The sequence below is a fragment of the Ruania halotolerans genome (genome assembly GCF_021049285.1).
Classification (GTDB): Bacteria; Actinomycetota; Actinomycetes; order Actinomycetales; family Beutenbergiaceae; genus Ruania; species Ruania halotolerans.
Genome location: NZ_CP088017.1, coordinates 1,989,978 through 2,006,269, shown reverse-complemented (window position 1 = coordinate 2,006,269; position 16,292 = coordinate 1,989,978). Strand labels below are relative to the sequence as shown.

The following is a 16,292-nucleotide window of genomic DNA, read 5'->3' as shown; positions in this document are numbered from 1 at the left end:
AGCCGACGCCACTGCCAGCGCTCGCGCCGTACTCTTCTGCCATGGCTTTCGCATGGGTCCGCCCGCAGTCTCAGCAGTGGATCGAAGCGCAGGGCAACTCCGAGGTGAATGCGGTACAGGCCGATCAGGCTGCTGCACTCTTGAGGTCCGACTATGAGCGATGGAGCCGCTGGGGCCTCGGCGTCGCGTCGTTTCTCGGTACATCGGCCGGTGCGGTCACCGTGGGCCTGGCGGCTGACGCCGTCACGCAATCGTTCACCGCATTCACCACTGCTGAGCAACTTCTGGTCGCGGGGATCGCCGTCGTGGGCCTGCTGCTCGCATCCGCCTCCTCGATCGTGCTGGTCCGGCTCTGGCGCACCGGTCGCCGGCTCGTCCGGGCCAGCATCTGGTGGATGAAGCTGCCGTACACCCGCTGGGGGCGGCGGCGCCATGCCGCCGGGTGGATTGAGGCGCGCACCGTGAACTTTGAGCCGACGATCTACGCCCGCATCGCCACCGGAAGCCTTGCGTTCCTCGCCGGGATCTTCGGGCTGTCGATGCTGTTCGCTCCTGCCGAGGTCCGCGGAGATTTCACCGGCATGGTCACGGCGTTCGCCGTGGTCGGCACCCTCGGCATCTCGTGCGGTCTCGGACAGATCGGCGGGGTCATGGGTATCGTCTCGGGAGTCTCCGAACGCGATCCGCTCTGGGTGCGAATCCGTTCGGCCTTCCAGCGCTCCTGAGCCGCGCGAGATCTTCCCGTGCGTAGGCCACACTGGGAGAGTGCCCCGTCACCCGTTGCACCACGCTCGCATCCGCCTCAACGCGGCGCTGATGCAACGCGTCGCCGGTCCAGACCCGGCCAGCATTCAGCACCGTATCCACCGCACTCCCGGCCCGCGCTGGTTCACCCCCGACTCCCCCATCGGCGTGGTGCACGGTGACACCTCGATGTACATCGGGGGCATCCGTGCCCTGCTGCTCCAGGCGCTGCACCCGCTCGCGATGGCCGGTGTGGCCCAGCACTCCCGTTACCGCGAAGACGTCTGGGGGCGTCTGGCGCGCACCGCCACCTACATCGCCACCACCACCTACGCCACCATCGAGGACGCCGAGCAGGCGATCGCGATCGTGCAGGCGGTCCATCGGCGCATCCTGGGCACCGCCCCGGACGGGCGCCCCTACCGCGCGGACGATCCGCACCTGCTCACCTGGGTGCATATCGCCGAGATCGACTCCTTCCTCACCGCGCATACCCTCTTCGGCCGCCGTCAGCTCACTCGCGCCGAGCAGGACGAGTACGTGGCGCAGGCAGGTTCAGTCGCTACTCGTCTCGGCGCCGCCGATGTGCCCACCTCCCGTGCCGAACTCACCGCGGCGCTGGCTCGGTACCGGCCCGAGCTCACCGGCAGCCAGGAGGCACGCGAGGTGGCCGAGTTCCTCCTGCACCGGCCCCCGGTCCCGGCGCCAGCACGCCACGGATACGGGTTGCTCGCACTCGCCGCCACGGCGAGCCTTCCGGCATGGGGGCGCACCATGCTCGGCCTGCCCGCAGACGTCCCTACGCTGCCCGCCCGCCTGGCCGGCCGCCTGGGCACCTCAGCACTGCGGTGGATCAGTACCCCTCCCGCGCTCGACCCGCCCACCACCAACCCACCCGACGACGGTGCTTCTGTTGACCGTGCACGCACGGTCAACGAGGCGCTCACCACCGACACGACACCCGCAACCCAGGAGCACCGTTGACCGACCAGACCCCTCTCCCCACCGTCGACGAGAACTGGACCACCGCGCTGGCCGTGGTGGCCCACCCAGACGATATGGAGTTCGGCACCGCCGCGGCCGTCGCCCGATGGACCAGGCAGGGCAAGACCGTCATCTACTGCATGGTCACCTCTGGTGAGGCAGGTATCGACGCCATCGCACCGGAGGAATCAGGACCGTTGCGAGAGAAGGAGCAAATCGCGTCGGCCCGCGCGGTCGGCGTGGATCAGGTCGAATTCCTCCGCCTCCCCGACGGCGTGCTCGAGTACGGCGTGCCATTGCGCCGTGTGATCACGGAGCAGGTCCGCACGCACCGGCCTGAGATCGTCATCACGGGCAATCACCACCCCACCTTCCCGGGAGGCGTGCTCAACCAGGCCGACCACATCGCCACCGGCCGCGCCACCATCGATGCCGTGCGCGATGCCGGCAACCGATGGATCTTCAACGACCAGCTCGCCGACGGCCTCGAGCCGTGGAATGGCGTCCGGCAGGTCTGGGTGACCGGCTCCCCGGAACCGACACATGGCGTGGACGTCACCGCCACCTTCGACGACGGGGTCGCCTCCCTGAAGGAGCATGCCGCCTACATCGAGGGCCTCAGCTGGGAGTTCGACCCGGAGGCGTTCCTCACCGAGATCTGCTCAAGTGCCGGACCCAGCCTCGGCGTGCCGTACGCCACCACCGTTGAGGTGATTGACCTGGGCTGAGCCGGATGCTCCCGCGGGAGCGTCAACCGATACGGTCGGAGCCGTGAGCACTCCAGGATCCAACCGCGGCGGTTTCGGCGCAACGATGACCCGCATCATCCGCGCTCGTTGGCTCGTGACCACGCTCGCGATCGTGAGCGCATGCGCCGGGGTCGCAGCCCTGGTGCTCCGGGTGGCGTCGCCGGAGTCGTTTCGCACCGTCACCACAGATGTCACCGATCTGCGGTTGGCCGCCTTCGTGTTCGGGGTCGTCGCCCTCGGCGGGTCCATGGACCGCACCACGCCGGGCCCGGGGATCGGCCCGCCGACGGGGTGGCAACGCGGCACCGCACTGCTCAGCCTCATTGGCATCGTCCTCGGCGCCCTGCTTCTCGTGATCGGGCTGATCGGCTGGCTTTCCGGCCGGGCCTGAGCAGTGCCATAGCGGCGCGCTCACCGGGGCGGTCCACGAAGATTAGACCGCTCGGGGCGGCGCCCCTAGGAAGACGTCCGGACGAGTCGTCTCGTTGCTCCATCTACTTGCCGCGTTGCCCCGACCTGTCGCTGCGCTCGCGGATTCACCGACACATCGGGGCAACGCGCGGGCTGCTGGTGGTCAGGTGCGGCCGGTGGTCAGGTGCGGCCGGTGGTCAGGTGCGGCCGGTGGTCAGCTGCGGCCGGCAGCGATGGCCTGCTCGGCACCCAGCAGCAGCACGCCCACGCTCCACGCGTGCGAGAGGCCGAGGATCATCCCCTTCGGCTGGAAGGCCGCCGTCTGGTAGTACCGCTCGGTGATCATGCCGCGGTAGACGTTCATCTCGCCGTCCACCCACGGCACGCATTGACGGAAGCAGGCCAGGTGCTCCAGGGCCCGGCCGGCGTAGTAGCCGTCCCCCAGCGCGTCAGAGAGCTGCAGCATCTCTGCCGTGCACACCAGCCCGTAGGCGTGCAGATGCGGGTTCGAGGGTGAGGCGTTGTCCGCGCCGCGGCTGGCGAAGCCGTAAATCCCCAGCGGGGTGCGCTCATCGAAAACGGTGTTGTAGGTGTACCGGAAGGTGAGCATCCAGTCGGCCGCGCGGCGGGCCAGGTCCAGCCACCGCGCCCCGCCGGTGCGCCGATGCAGCGCCACGTAGGCGAGTACCGCGGCGTACCCGTCCTCCGAGCTCGGCGCCAGATCCACATCTTCGGGTGCGCCGTAGAGGAACTCCTCGTCCACGAACCGTGCGTAGTACTCCCCCGCCCGTTCCGCGGCAGCCAGGTAGCGCCCGCCGGTATCGATCCCCTGCTCCCCCGCTTCGCAGAGCGCCGCCACCCAGGTGAGTCCGGCCGCCCCGGACCAGCTCAGCACATGGCCGGTCTGGGCATGGTGCAGCGTGCCGAGGTTGCCGTCCTCGCGCTGCCGGCCGATCATCACGTCCAGATTGCTGACGGCGGCCGCTCGCCACTGCGGGTGCGTGGCAGCCGATCGGGTGCCCAGTGCACGCACCAGGAACAGGGCCGCCTCCCCGAGTGTGCGCGCGTGCAGGGCACCCTTGATCGGGGACCAGGACTGCGCCCACCCTGAGGCCCGGTACCAGGTGCCCCAGAAGGTGCCGCTCGGGGCGAGTTCGGCCGTGCAGAAGTCGAGCACGCGCTCCGCAGCGGCAACCGCTGCCTCGTCCCCGGTCCGATGCCCGTGCGCGAGCAGTGCCTGCGCCCAGGGAATGCCACTGACCCAGCCGATGTGCATGGCCTGCCGATCGGTGCCGCCGATCCCGCGATCGAAGCCGATCGTCTCCAGCAGCACACCCGGGTCAGGGTCGTAATGCCAGCGCACCAGTCCTTCTGCGGCGATCTCGGCGGCCTCGGGCACACTCACCCATGGCTCGGTCGGTGCGCCATCGGCCCAGCGCCCGTGGATCGTCCGTAGTACCTGCGCGTAGCCGTGCCAGTCAGCGTCCAGATCCGCGACCCACACCGTCAGCTCGCGGGCTTCACCAGGCTGCCACGTGTGGCTGGTCCGTTCCGCGGGTGCGGGCACCTGGGAGCCGTCGTAGGAAAGGGGGTGCTCGGCGAACGGGAACCGCAAGTGCACGCGCGCACCGTCGTCGTCCGCGCCGAGTCCGAGTCCGGTCATTCCGAGCGAGGAGGACTCCTCGGCCACAAGCACCACGCCGCCGCTCGCAGTCCAGCCGAAGACCGCCGGGGTGGCAGAACGGTCGGCGCGGAACTCCCACGCCGGGCTCACCATGGTCTCGGGATCCGATTCTCCGACGGCGAAGCGTGGGAAGATGCGGTCGCATTCGGCCGGGCGGTTCTCGCCGTAGAAGGCACCCGGAATCAACCACCAGGGCGCCGACTCATCGGCCGGTGTCCAGTCAGGTACGGCGGCACTCAGCCGGACGCTGGCCGCCACCGGCGAGGTTCCGGTATGCCGGACCCGTACGGTGACCGGGCACAGTCCGGCGGTCCCGGCCTCCCCCACAGCCACCTCGACCTCGAAGGCTTCGCACGGGACGCCGTCGGCAGTCTCGACGACCACCTCCAGGTGCGGGCCGGCCATGGCGTTCACTCTCCCAGCGGCTGAGCGCTGATCTCCGCGACCGGGCCGCCCTCAAGCGGCCACTCGATCAAGTCGGTCTCGGTGATGCTCCCGTCGGCGACGATCCGGAAGGTGCGGATCTGGTGCGCGCCGAAGTCCGTCTCCAGCACCTGCCCGACGATCGGCAGCTCCAAGCGTGCACGTGCCGGGCAGCCGGTGGTCTCCACCGCACGCACGATCACCTCCGGTGCGTCACCGCCCCGGGCGTCCTCGGTGATCTTGATGGCGGTGATCATCACCTGCTCGCCACCGTCGGCGGCGAAGGACGCGACCGGCTCGAGCTCGCCGTCGTGGAAGGACTCCAGCATCGCCCGCACCGGGGCACTGAGTTCATTGCCACGGCGCGTCAGGCCCGCCTCGCGCCAGTCACCCGAGTGCGGGACCAGTAGATAGCTGAACGTCTGCGGGCCCTGGTCCTGGAACGCGTAGAAGCCTTCGGGGTCGAGCAGGCGCGGGTCGTGCCAGGAGTAGACCGGGCTGCGCACCGCCGTCACGCCGATGCTCGGGTCCGCACCGTTCTCGGCTGGGGACACGTCGTAGCCGTGCTTGGTGGTGGTCACCACGGCAAGTCCGGCGCGACGAGCGCCGCCATCACCCCGGAGAGCACCGCTGATACTCACCCACTGCTGCGCCGGCTCCTCGGCGCCATCCACGGGCCGCTCGATCGCCGCGTACGGGATCTCGTAGGTGGCCTCGGTCTGGTCCAGCGCCACTGGGAAGCGCAGCTTGAGCAGGTGGTGCTCCTCGCGCCAGTCGATCGTGGTGCGCACCTCCACGTGGTCAGCCTCCCGGGTGAGAATGAACTCCTCCACGAGCGTGGACCGCCCCCACGCGCGCTCCACCCGGACCCGTGCCCGCACCGGACCGGACTCGCGGACCACGGTGCGCACCGCAGGCATCTCCTCGCCCGGCCACGCGTAGGAGACCACCCGGTGGCCCCAGGTGTCGGTCGGGTCGTCGCAGACCTGCGTGTGCGGACCAGCTGCGCCGGCGAACACGTCGGCACCGGTGCGCTTGTCCAGCAGGGAACGGACCCAGCCGGTGCTCTGATCGAGCTCGAGCCGCAAGAACTGGTTCTCCACCACCGTGGCGCCCGCACGCTCACTCACCAAGAGGCCCGCGTCGTCGATCTCCTTGGGCCCGCGCAACAGCCGGTAGAGGCGATAGCCGAAGGCCGGGACGTCCGTCTCGAACGCACAGGCGGCGCGGCCCTTGTCATCGGTGGTGGCCACGGACTGCACCTTCTGCGCCGCCACCGGGAGGCCGGCCTCGTCCACCACGTGCACGCCGAGCGGCTGCGCACCGTACTGCAGTTCGACCACCTGGCGCACCGGCCACGGGTGCGGGTTGAACACCAGGACCGGTTGGCTCGCCTCATCCACTGGGATGTTCACCTTCCGGGCGATCACATTCTGCACCCGGGTGATGATCCGCTTGGAGATCGCGATCGCCTCACCGAGCTGGTCCCGGGCATCGTCGTAGGCCGGCTCGATCGCCGAGCCGGGCAGGATGTCGTGGAACTGGTTGAACAGCACCTGCTGCCAGGCGCGGTACAGGTCCTCTCCCGGGTGCTCCAGGCCGTGCAGCGCGGTGCCCACGGCCGCCCATCGTTCCGCGGAGAGCACCGCGTTCTGGGCACGCCGCTGCCAGGCCTTGATGCCCGAATGGGCGGAGTAGCACCCCGAGGCGTGGTGCTGCAGGTCGTCCTTCCAGACCGGCAGTGCGGCCATCTCCTCGCTGTCGATGCCGCCCCGGCGAGCGATGAACTCGTCGAAGTACTGCCGCGGTGAGGACATGACCAGCCTTCCGAAGGATCCCATGCGGTCGTAGCGGTGGATGGACTCGATGTTGGCCTTGGTGGGTCCGCCGCCGTGGTTCCCGACGCCGAAGAGGACCATCAGATCCCCGAGCGAGCGATCCAGCGCAGCCAGCGCCTTGTCGGTGTGCCCGGAGACGTCCCCGGGCGGGCTGCAGTACTCATGCGGAATCCGGTAGGCGAGCACGCGGGACCCATCCGGGGCCTCCCACCAGAACGCCGTGGCGAGCCGGCCGTCCTCGGCCGGGCCGGGGCGCAGAAAGGTGTAGGAGTCCATCCCCTGGCCGCGAAGGATCGCCGGGAGCATCGCGTTGTGCCCGAACGGGTCCACGTTCATCCCGACCGTGGCGCTCTGCCCGAACTTCTCGGCCAGGTAGCGCTGCCCGATCAGACCTTGGCGGGCGAAGGACTCCCCGGTGGGCATGTTGCAGTCTGGCTCCACCCACCAGCCGCCGGCGTTCACCCATCGACCTTCGCCCACGCGTGCCTTGATGCGTTCGAAGAGTTCCGGGTCCTGCTCTTCCACCCAGGCCAGCAGCACCACCTGGTCGCAGGTGAAGATGAAGTCGGGGTACTCCTCCATCCGGTCCAGCGCGGAGCGGAAGGTGGCGCGAGCCTCCTGATAGCCCTCCTGCCAGGGCCACAGCCACACGGGGTCCAGATGGGTGGCGCCGACCATGTAGAGCGTGCGGTCCGGTGCGGCCGGGGGGCGCCGTCCGTCCAGGCCGGCCGGCTGGGCGCCGGAGGGGGCGTTCGCGATCGGGGCGGTGGCGGGGCTCGCGGGGTCAGCGGCGTCGCTCATGGGAGAGGGGCTCCTGGGCAGTGGGGATGGTCAGGGCGCGTGTGCGTCATTGAACGTGGCATCGTTCCCACATCAGACGGTACGCGATCGGCGGTGGCGCTGGCAACGCCTCAGCACACGTTCACCAGCGCCTCGGCATGCTGGCCCAGGCGCAGATCGCCCACGGTCACATCCACGGCGATGCGGGCCCGGTATCGAGCCGGTCCGGTGGTCGTGATCGTGAACGGCACCCGTGCGGTGCCGCCGGGTTCGAGCGTTATCGGATCCGGCACGACGGCAGACCACCCGTCCGGGAGCACCGGAGCCACATGGGCGGTGGTCGCTTCGCGCAGCGGATTGCGCACCCACACCTCATAGGTGGCGGCCTCGTCGGAAGCGACCGTGGACCGATACGGCTCGATCCGCGCGAACACGCCGTCCGCGCCGGTGTCCAGGTTCTCCAGCGGCAGCAGGTCGTGGTGGATCTGCACGAGCTCCTCGGCCTCGTCGGCGAGCATCTGGAGGTAGTCCTCCGTCACCCATCGTTCTTTCCAATGCCCGGTGATCATCAGGCCGGGTGCCACCCGGTGGTAGAGCGCGGCACTGTCCCGGTAGTCGGTGATCCGGAACCTGTTGTGGTACTGGTAGTTGCGGGTTTCCCGCGTCGTCCCGGGGATGCCCTGCCCGTCCTGCTGGTCGCCGGTCACCAGCACCCGCACACCGTCCACCTCGAACTCGAAGGCAGCGGCGAACAGCGTGTGACCGGGCAGCTCGTGCACCGTGATCTCGTACTCGTGCCAGGTGAAGGACTCACCGATTCCCAGCACCCGGTCGCTCCGGATCGGGTCGTGCCACAGGCAGGGCAGGTCGTAGCGCACTGGGTCGGCGAGGATCGGGGCTACGTTCGCCGGACTCCACACCTGCGTGCCCTCGACGTCCCGCAGCAAGTTCATCCCGGCCACGTGGTCATCGTGGTAATGCGTGGGCAGGGCCACCTCCACGTGCGCGACCGGGTGGTGCGCCTTGAGCCCGGGCAGGCTGGCCAGCCAGGGCCGACGAGCGGCGCGCTCATGCCCGGGCGGCAACCCGGTGGTCATGTCGTACCCGTAATCGATCATCAAGGCCGCACCCGTGGCGGAGATCAGCACGTAGCTGCGGGACTCGCTGGACTCATTGACGAGCAGGTGCTCGGTGAGCGCGCGGTAGGGGTTCGCGAGCTTCTCCCGGATCCGGGTGGGTTCGGGTCGGCGCAGATTCACGTACTCCAACAACCGGTCCCCAGTCAGCTTCAGCGCCGCGACACCCGGATCCATCACCTCACCGTGTGAGGGCAGCAGCACATCCGGCTCCTCGGCCGCGAGGAGGTCGCAGGAGAGCACCGCCATCGTCGGGCCCTCATTCTCGGTGTAGGACCACTGCGTGGCCGCCAAGGACCACACCTTGCCCGGGGCATAGATCAGGTCACCGGTGAACGCCAGACGGCGGCCCTTCTGAATCAGATACGTCACCGATCCGGGGGTGTGCCCGGGGGTGGGCAGGACTCGCACCTGCACTCCGCCGTAGGTGGCGGCGCGGTATTCCGGCACCGTCGAGGAAATCGGCACAGGCTCCAGCAGGGAGAACCTGTCGGTGCGCAGGTTGTAGTTGTTGCCCACCTCGCGCGCGGCCCACATCTGATCCACGGCGGAGAACAACTCGGCCTCCACCGGCGGCACGTGCACCGCGATCCCTGCAGCGGCGGCCCGGGGCAGTCCCTGCGCCTGGTCCCGGTGGTGGTGAGTCATCAGCACATCGGTGATCGCATCCAGACCCATCTCCTCCAGCAGATCCAGCACCCGGCCGGAGCCGAAGTCGATCGCAATGCCAGTCCGCCGCCCGCCGCTACTCGGGGCACAGATCACGTAGACGTGGCAGGTGTCGCGCACCCGGAACACGCCGGGAAGGACCTCGGTGACCTCGCGTGCATCAACGGAAGGGACGTCGTCGGCCATCAGTGGCTCCTTACTCCAACGGATCTCAGCGGGCGAGCACGGCCCCGGCCGCGCGCAACTGCTCCTGCAGTGCGGGCACGGCCACATCCTGCACCGCCACAGCATCCCGCGCCGCGGCCGCGGCGGCGAGCCCGGCGGCCTCCCCCAGCATCTGGTATTGCGGCTCCATCCGCACCGAACTGAATGCCAGATGCGAGGCCGAGAGGCACACCGCGGCGATCAGGTTCGTGCACTCACTCCGCCGCGGTACCAGGCTCCGGTACGGGATCGGGTAGACGGGAACGCCGACCGAGAGGTACCCCTCGGTGACCGTCATCGCCACCGGGTCGGGATGCTCGTAGGCCCAGCGCCAGGTGCGCTGCACCTCGCGGACGTCCAGGTGGTAGGAGCCCAGTGCGATCACGTCCTCGACCGGCCTCGCCTGCAGCAGATCATGAGCGGTGAGCACGTACTCGCCGAGCATCCGCCGCGCCTCGCGCACATACAGCTGGTGCGGCAGGTGGTCGGTGTCGGTGAACTCCCCTGCGGGCAGGCCCCAGCGCTGCAACTCGGTGCGCACCTGCGCGGGAACGCTCGCGGCGTTGCTCAGGAAGTACAGGAAGTCGCTGGTGTGCTGCAGATGGTGCGTGCGGATCTCCTCGCGGCGCTGCGCAGTGGCATCCGGGTATTCCCAGGCAGAGCCGTCGAGGACGTTCAGGGAGATGGGCCCGAGTGAGTTGCCGTCGGCCATCCCGCCGGGCAGGTTCGGTTCCAGGCCGAGCAGTTTCCCGGCCGGGGGCGTGCCGCCGTGTGCTTCCCAGTGCGCCAGCACCCGGCGGTACAACTCCCAATGCGCCTCGTCATAACCCGGACTCGGCGTGAACGGGACCCGATCGGCCGCGGTGGACAGGCACACCCGGTACCCGTACGCCATCACGCCGCCGTCAGACTCGCCCACCCCGACCATCGGCTCGGCCTTGATCTGCGGCAGCAGCGCACCCTCGATGCGGCCCGTGAGGTCCTCGGCGAACGGTGAGATCCACGCCGGCATCGTGTGCCTGCCCGGAAGCAGCTCCTGCCGGCCGGCGTGGGCCTCCCCGTAGGTACTCACCGCATCCCGCCCGACGGCGTAACTCACCCCAGCGGCGGCGAGCAGGTCCCCTTCGTAGGAGGCATCGATCACGACGGCGGGGCGCACCTGTTCACTCCCCTGCGCCGCGCGGGTGCCCAGGTGGGTGACCAGGTGGGTGCTCGCGAGGTCGAAGGTGACCTCGGTGATGGCGCCACCGGTCGTGGTGACTGCGGCGAGGCGGCGCCCGAACCGCACCTCCACTCCCACCTGCTCGAGCCACTGGGTGAAGATCTGCTCGGCCACGTGGGGTTCCGGGCCGGCGAAGTGGCCCACGGGTACGTCGTAATGGTCGGCGATCGCCTGGCGGAACCGAGCGGCCGGGCCGCCCAGAGCGCGAACGTCCCCGACGTCGGTGTAGCCGAGACCACCCGTGGTCATTCCACCCACGTGCTGGCCGGGTTCGGCGAGCACCACCCGGGCGCCTGCGCGGGCGGCCGCCACAGCGGCGCACACGCCGGCCGAGGTGGCGCCGAAGACGAGCACATCAGTCATCGTCGCTCCTGCGCGGATGCTGTGGCGGCGCTCTCCCGACGGCGTCGGTACTCCGCCCAGGTGCGCCGCACCAGTGCATAGTCGTCATCGGTGAGTAGCTCGCCGCTGCCATCAATGCGTTCGGCGTAGTAGAGGGCCGGCACCCCGAGTGCCGACTGGGCCTGGGTGTAGCCGCGCCATTGGTCCCGGTCCGGCATCGGCCACTGGTCGGTGTCCAGCGGGATGCCCGGCACAGCTGCGGCGGCGATCCGGGCGCGGGTGCGCACCTGATCAGCCACCGGCACGAACCTCCCGGCAGGGTCGTGCTCCAGCACATCGTTGAGCCGCACCATGTCAGTGACGTCCGCGAAGAGCGGGTTCGGGGTGTGTGTGACCACGAGAGCATCGGGCCGGACGGCCTTGGTGGCCGCGTACAGCTCAGTCAGCAGCGCGTGCAGCCCGGCGATACCCCACGGGACTCCGGGGGTGCCCCGCAGGTGGTGCCCGGCCGGGGCTCGCTGGGTGAAGTCCACCTTGAATCCGTCCGCGCCGAGTCCACCGGCCTCGGCCGGCTTGAGCAGGTGGGCGACCACGCGGCGCAGCCGTTCGCGATACTCCGGGTTCCCCGGGTCGGCGGCCACCGGACGCCCGGCCGGATCGAGAATGCACTCACTGGCCGGTAGCCCTTCGGGGTCCCAGGCCTTCCACCAGAGCAGCACCCGCTGCCCGGCGGCATGCCGCTGCGCAATCCAGCCTCGCAGGTCTGGCCACTTCTCGGTATCCACCACGGCCGTTCCGTACTCGGCCTGCCATTTGTCGTCGATCACCACGGTGCCCGGGTCGATGCCCTGAGCGGCGAGGGTGGCAAGGAACTCGTCGTAGACGTCCTGACGGGCGTGATCGGCCGCACGGCCGGTGGCGCTACTGCCGGCGCGCCCGTTCTCGGGCTCATCGCCGGCGCGGCCCCAGCGCGCTCGGGCACACTGCGCGCCCCAGCCACAGAACAGCGGCTCACTCCACCATCGCGGCGCTCCCCCTCGCGAGGCTCCATGCGGTACCTGCGGAACGAGCCCGGACTGCACGAGATCGCGCTGTGAGCCGCTCACACACTCCCACGGATCGGCAGCGAGCCGCAGCGCGATCTCGGGAGTGCGGAAGGTGCTATTCACATCGGTGTGCGCGTCGTAGTCGAAGGCGAATCGGAAGCCGGAGTCGAGCGGTTCGTAGCGCCATTCGGTGAACGTGCACTCCTCGATCCCGGCGCGTACCCAGGCCGTGAGCCAACGGCTGCCTTGCCCGATCGCGACGGCCAACGGCGGCGGGGAGAACACTGCGTGCAACCGGCCAGGGTGGGCATCGCCCAGGATTCCCAGCACCGATGCCGACGAGGCAGGGCGTTCCCACTGCACCGGTTCGGTCGGGTTCGGGGTGAACATCGTCGCCCCCGTGGCGCGCGAGAAGAAGTCGCCACACGCACCGCTGGGCAGTACCGCCGACCCGCCGAGCACCCGAACGGTCGTGAGCGTGCCGGTGCCGGTCACCTCCGCATGCACGCGGACGCCATCAGGACCGGCCCTGAGCACCACCGCGGCGGCCTCCCAGGCGGTTGAGGACCGGCGTACCTCGATCTCCACGGTATCGGTCTCACCTGCGTGAGTCTCCACGGTGTCAGTCGCGATCGTGTCAGTCGCGATCGTGTCAGTCGCAACCGTGTCAGTCACAACCGTGTCAGTCGCAGCGGCGTCTGTCCTCCTCGTGTCTGCGCAGGCCCGGTCAGCACTGCGGACCCGGGGCGGGTGCACCTGGTAGCTCTCGTCCGCCGCGCCCACGCGGTCCAAGGAGGCGAACAGCGAGAGCTGCGCCACCTCCGCGCCGTCCGGAGCGAACACCAGCGCTCGCGGCGGTGTCACACCCACCGGGTGCACCTCAAGGCGGTAGGCATCCGCGTGGACGGTGATCACACCGTCGCGGGTCTCGACCCTCATGACCACTCGTCCTTCTGTGCTGAGGTCATCGGTGCCGCTCGAGTGATGCGGACGGTGACCACCTGGAACGGCGCCATGTCCACGGTGAGGCGGTTGCCGTCGCGGTGCAGCGGCGCGAGAGCGGCAATGGCCTCGTCCGATCGTTCGAGCAGGTCGGTCACCGCCGCCCCGCGCATCTGCACACCTTCGCACACGTGCAACTCGGCCCGGCCGCGGCCGCCGCGGGATTCGTACAACCGCAGCACCAGGTCGCCCGAGCCGTCGTCGGCCAGTTTGACCGTCTCGAGCAGCACGCCGTGGGACGGGCTGTTGTCGGTGCCCTCACTCATCCTCACCACCGGTTCAACCGGGGCACCACCGCAGCGTTCCCGCAGTGGCCGCGCGGTGCGGTAGCCGGCCTCGATTGCCTCGGGGACATCGGCTCCGCAGACGAGCTGGTAGCGCAGGATGTGGTGACCCTGATCGGTCTGCGGGTCGGGGTAGCGCGGTGCTCGGAGCAGTGAGAGGCGCACCGTGGTGGCGCCGGCACCGTGGGCGTCGCCGGGACCCGGGCGGGTGGCCTCATGGCCGTAGGTGGTCTCGTTCGTCACCGCAATGCCGTAACCGGGCTCGCCCACATGCAGCCACTTGTGCGCCGGAATCTCGAACTTGGCGGCATCCCAGGAGGTGTTCGTGTGTGTCGGCCGCTGCACGTACCCGAACTGCGTCTCGGCGGTGGACTCCCGTGCATGGACGGCCAGCGGGAAGGCGACCTTGAGGATGCGCTCACGCTCGTGCCAGTCCACCTCGGCGGCACATTCGATCGCCATCGACCCGGCAGCCAGGGCGAGGTGTTGCACGTAGGTCGATTCGCCGTCGGAGCGGGTGATGCGTACCACGGGGCGCGCCGGATCGGAGGTGTCCAGCTCGAGGTGATCCACCGTGGTGAGCGGGTGGCCGGAGTGCCGGTAGAACTCGTCCAGGTCCCAGGCGTCGAACCGGTTGGGGGTGTCGGGGTGCACCCAGAGGGCGTTGCCGGGGCCGGCGAGCACCTCGCGGCCGGCCCGGTGGTCCCACACCGAGGCCAGCGTGCCGTCCGTGCCGATCCGGACCCGCAGCAGGGCGTTGTCCAGGTACACCTCGCCGTCGGCTTCCACTATCTCGACGGCGGTGGTGTCCCGCCGGCGAGGGGCTGCGCCGTGGGCCGGCACGCCGTCGCAGGGATGCGGGGTGGCATTGAACGCGAGCGGGACCTCACCGGGGCCGCCGAGCACGTCGAGCGCCGTCTCGATGAGGGACTCGAGGCGGGCGGTGAGCGCGGTGTACCGTTCGCGGGCCTCCCGGTGCACCCAGGCGATCGAGGAGCCGGGAAGGATGTCGTGGAACTGCAGCAGTAGCACCTCCTCCCAGATCCGCTGCAGCTCCTCCGCCGGGTAGGGGGCGCCACGGCGCACCGCCGCGGTGGCCGACCACAGCTCGGCCTCGTGCAGCAGGTGCTCGGTGCGGCGGTTACCTTCCTTCATGGCCCGCTGGCTGGTGTAGGTGCCGCGGTGGAACTCCAGGTACATCTCCCCCGACCACACGGGTGCACGCTCGCCGTACTCGGCGTGGGCGGCGGTGAAGAACGCCTCCGGGGTCTCGATCTGCACCCGTGGCGCACCGTCCAGGTCAGCGAGCAGGCGCGCGGTCTCCAGCATCTCCCTGGTGGGACCCCCTCCGCCGTCGCCGTACCCGAAGGGCATCAGGGAGCGGGTGGCGAGCCCGTTCTCCCGGAAGCTGGTGGTCGATCGCGCGAGTTCCTTGCCGTTGAACTCCGAGGAGTAGGTCTCCGACGGCGGGAAATGGGTGAACACGCGGGTGCCGTCGATTCCCTCCCACCAGAACGTGTGGTGCGGGAACGCATTTGTGGAGTTCCAGGACATCTTCTGGGAGAGGAACCAGTCGAAGCCGGCCAGCCGGGCCAGCTGCGGCAGGGCGCCGGAGTATCCGAAGGAGTCCGGCAGCCATACCTCCCGCGCCTCAGTGCCGAAGTGCTCGGCGAAGAATCGCTTCCCGGCAGTGAACTGCCGGACCAAGGACTCTCCGCCGGGCAGGTTCGTGTCCGACTCCACCCACATACCGCCGACCGGGACGAACTGACCGGCGTCCACGGCCGCACGGATCTGTTCCCACACCTGGGGGTGATGATCGCGCATCCAGGCATACTGCTGGGCCGACGAGCAGGCGAAGATGAACTCGGGGTATTCCCGCGCCAGGGCGACCACATTGGAGAACGTGCGTGAGCACTTCCGGATCGTCTCACGCACGGGCCACAGCCACGCGGAGTCGATGTGGGCATGTCCGACAGCGCTGATCGTATGGGCGCTCGTGCGCGCGCGATCGGCGAGCACACCGGACAGTTGGGCGCGTGCGGCCGGCGCGGACTCGACCACACGGTCGAATCCGCTGGCGTCCAGTTCATCGACCATCCGATCCAGGGCCCCGCGCAGCTCGTGGTGGCGCGGGTCGGTCTCCGGGGTGGTCGCAGCGATCTCGTGCAGCAGGCGCGCCTCCACGAGCAACTGGTGCACCTCGGGTTCGCGCAGCGCGAGCTCGGCACGCTCGAGCCGGTAGAGCAATTCCTCCCCCGCCGTGGTGAGGTCACCCCATGCGGAGATCGTGCCGTCGAACCGGGGATTGGACGCGGCCTCGAGATAGATCTCGAAGGCACCGTCTGCCGTGATCGGTGCGCCGTGCTGACCACCCACCGGCACGTACGCCGTGCGGGGTTCGACAGCTTTGAGGATGGTGCCATCTGCGGTGTAGGCCAGCGCCTCGGAGCGAAACCCTGGCCCGCCGGACCCGAAGCCTAGATCCACGAGCAACTCGATCCGCTGCTCGTGCGCATGGGCGCTCACTATCGCGTTCACCACCCCCGTGATCCGGAACCACGTGGTCCCCCACGGCCGCCCCCAGGGTGTGCCCACCTCGAACGGGGCGAACGGGCCGGCGACAGCCTCGGCGAAGGAGACCGGTTCGCCAGGCAGCACATTCGCTTCAACGGTGACCGGAGCGCGGTGGGAGTGCACAGCGGGAGCGATTCGCTCAGCCAGGGCACGATCGAGGCGTGCTCCGATGTCAGTGATGGTGCGGTGCATGAGCC

The 16,292-nt window shown here is 69.5% G+C and carries 10 protein-coding genes; 4 read left to right on the top strand and 6 right to left on the bottom strand.

Annotated features, from left to right (window positions below):
• Positions 1-41: 41 nt before the first annotated feature.
• The 4 genes from LQF10_RS08805 to LQF10_RS08790 are packed head-to-tail and all read left to right on the top strand — an operon-like array spanning position 42 to position 2,868.
• The gene (locus tag LQF10_RS08805; protein WP_231067096.1) at positions 42-725 is read left to right on the top strand and encodes a hypothetical protein; all 684 of its coding nucleotides are present in this window, start codon (positions 42-44) and stop codon (positions 723-725) included.
• A 40-nt stretch (positions 726-765) separates the two neighbouring features.
• On the top strand, positions 766-1,728 hold the full coding sequence (locus LQF10_RS08800) for an oxygenase MpaB family protein (protein ID WP_231067095.1): 963 nt from the start codon (positions 766-768) through the stop codon (positions 1,726-1,728).
• The gene (locus LQF10_RS08795) at positions 1,725-2,456 is read left to right on the top strand and encodes a PIG-L deacetylase family protein (RefSeq protein ID WP_231067094.1); all 732 of its coding nucleotides are present in this window, start codon (positions 1,725-1,727) and stop codon (positions 2,454-2,456) included. The genes LQF10_RS08800 and LQF10_RS08795 overlap by 4 nt, the downstream gene beginning before the upstream one ends.
• A 43-nt stretch (positions 2,457-2,499) precedes the next feature.
• Positions 2,500-2,868, top strand: a complete 369-nt coding sequence (locus tag LQF10_RS08790; RefSeq protein ID WP_231067093.1) for a hypothetical protein — start codon at positions 2,500-2,502, stop codon at positions 2,866-2,868.
• Positions 2,869-3,102: 234 nt separating this feature from the next.
• Here LQF10_RS08790 and LQF10_RS08785 read toward each other — a convergent pair whose 3' ends face one another.
• The 6 genes from LQF10_RS08785 to LQF10_RS08760 form a co-directional block, all read right to left on the bottom strand.
• On the bottom strand, positions 3,103-4,977 hold the full coding sequence (locus LQF10_RS08785; RefSeq protein WP_231067092.1) for a YyaL domain-containing protein: 1,875 nt from the start codon (positions 4,975-4,977) through the stop codon (positions 3,103-3,105).
• 5 nt (positions 4,978-4,982) lie between these two features.
• Positions 4,983-7,634 carry an alpha-mannosidase gene (locus LQF10_RS08780; protein ID WP_231067091.1) on the bottom strand — a complete coding sequence of 884 codons (2,652 nt, stop codon included), beginning with the start codon at positions 7,632-7,634 and terminating at the stop codon, positions 4,983-4,985.
• A gap of 110 nt (positions 7,635-7,744) precedes the next feature.
• The gene (locus LQF10_RS08775) at positions 7,745-9,604 is read right to left on the bottom strand and encodes an MBL fold metallo-hydrolase (protein WP_231067090.1); all 1,860 of its coding nucleotides are present in this window, start codon (positions 9,602-9,604) and stop codon (positions 7,745-7,747) included.
• A 25-nt stretch (positions 9,605-9,629) separates the two neighbouring features.
• Positions 9,630-11,207: an FAD-dependent oxidoreductase gene (locus tag LQF10_RS08770; protein WP_231067089.1), complete on the bottom strand. Its 1,578-nt coding sequence runs from the start codon at positions 11,205-11,207 to the stop codon at positions 9,630-9,632.
• Positions 11,204-13,171 carry an alpha-amylase family protein gene (locus LQF10_RS08765; protein ID WP_231067088.1) on the bottom strand — a complete coding sequence of 656 codons (1,968 nt, stop codon included), beginning with the start codon at positions 13,169-13,171 and terminating at the stop codon, positions 11,204-11,206. Before LQF10_RS08765 ends, LQF10_RS08770 begins: the two co-directional genes overlap by 4 nt.
• Positions 13,168-16,287: an alpha-mannosidase gene (locus tag LQF10_RS08760; protein ID WP_231067087.1), complete on the bottom strand. Its 3,120-nt coding sequence runs from the start codon at positions 16,285-16,287 to the stop codon at positions 13,168-13,170. Before LQF10_RS08760 ends, LQF10_RS08765 begins: the two co-directional genes overlap by 4 nt.
• Between the last annotated feature and the right edge of the window lie 5 nt (positions 16,288-16,292).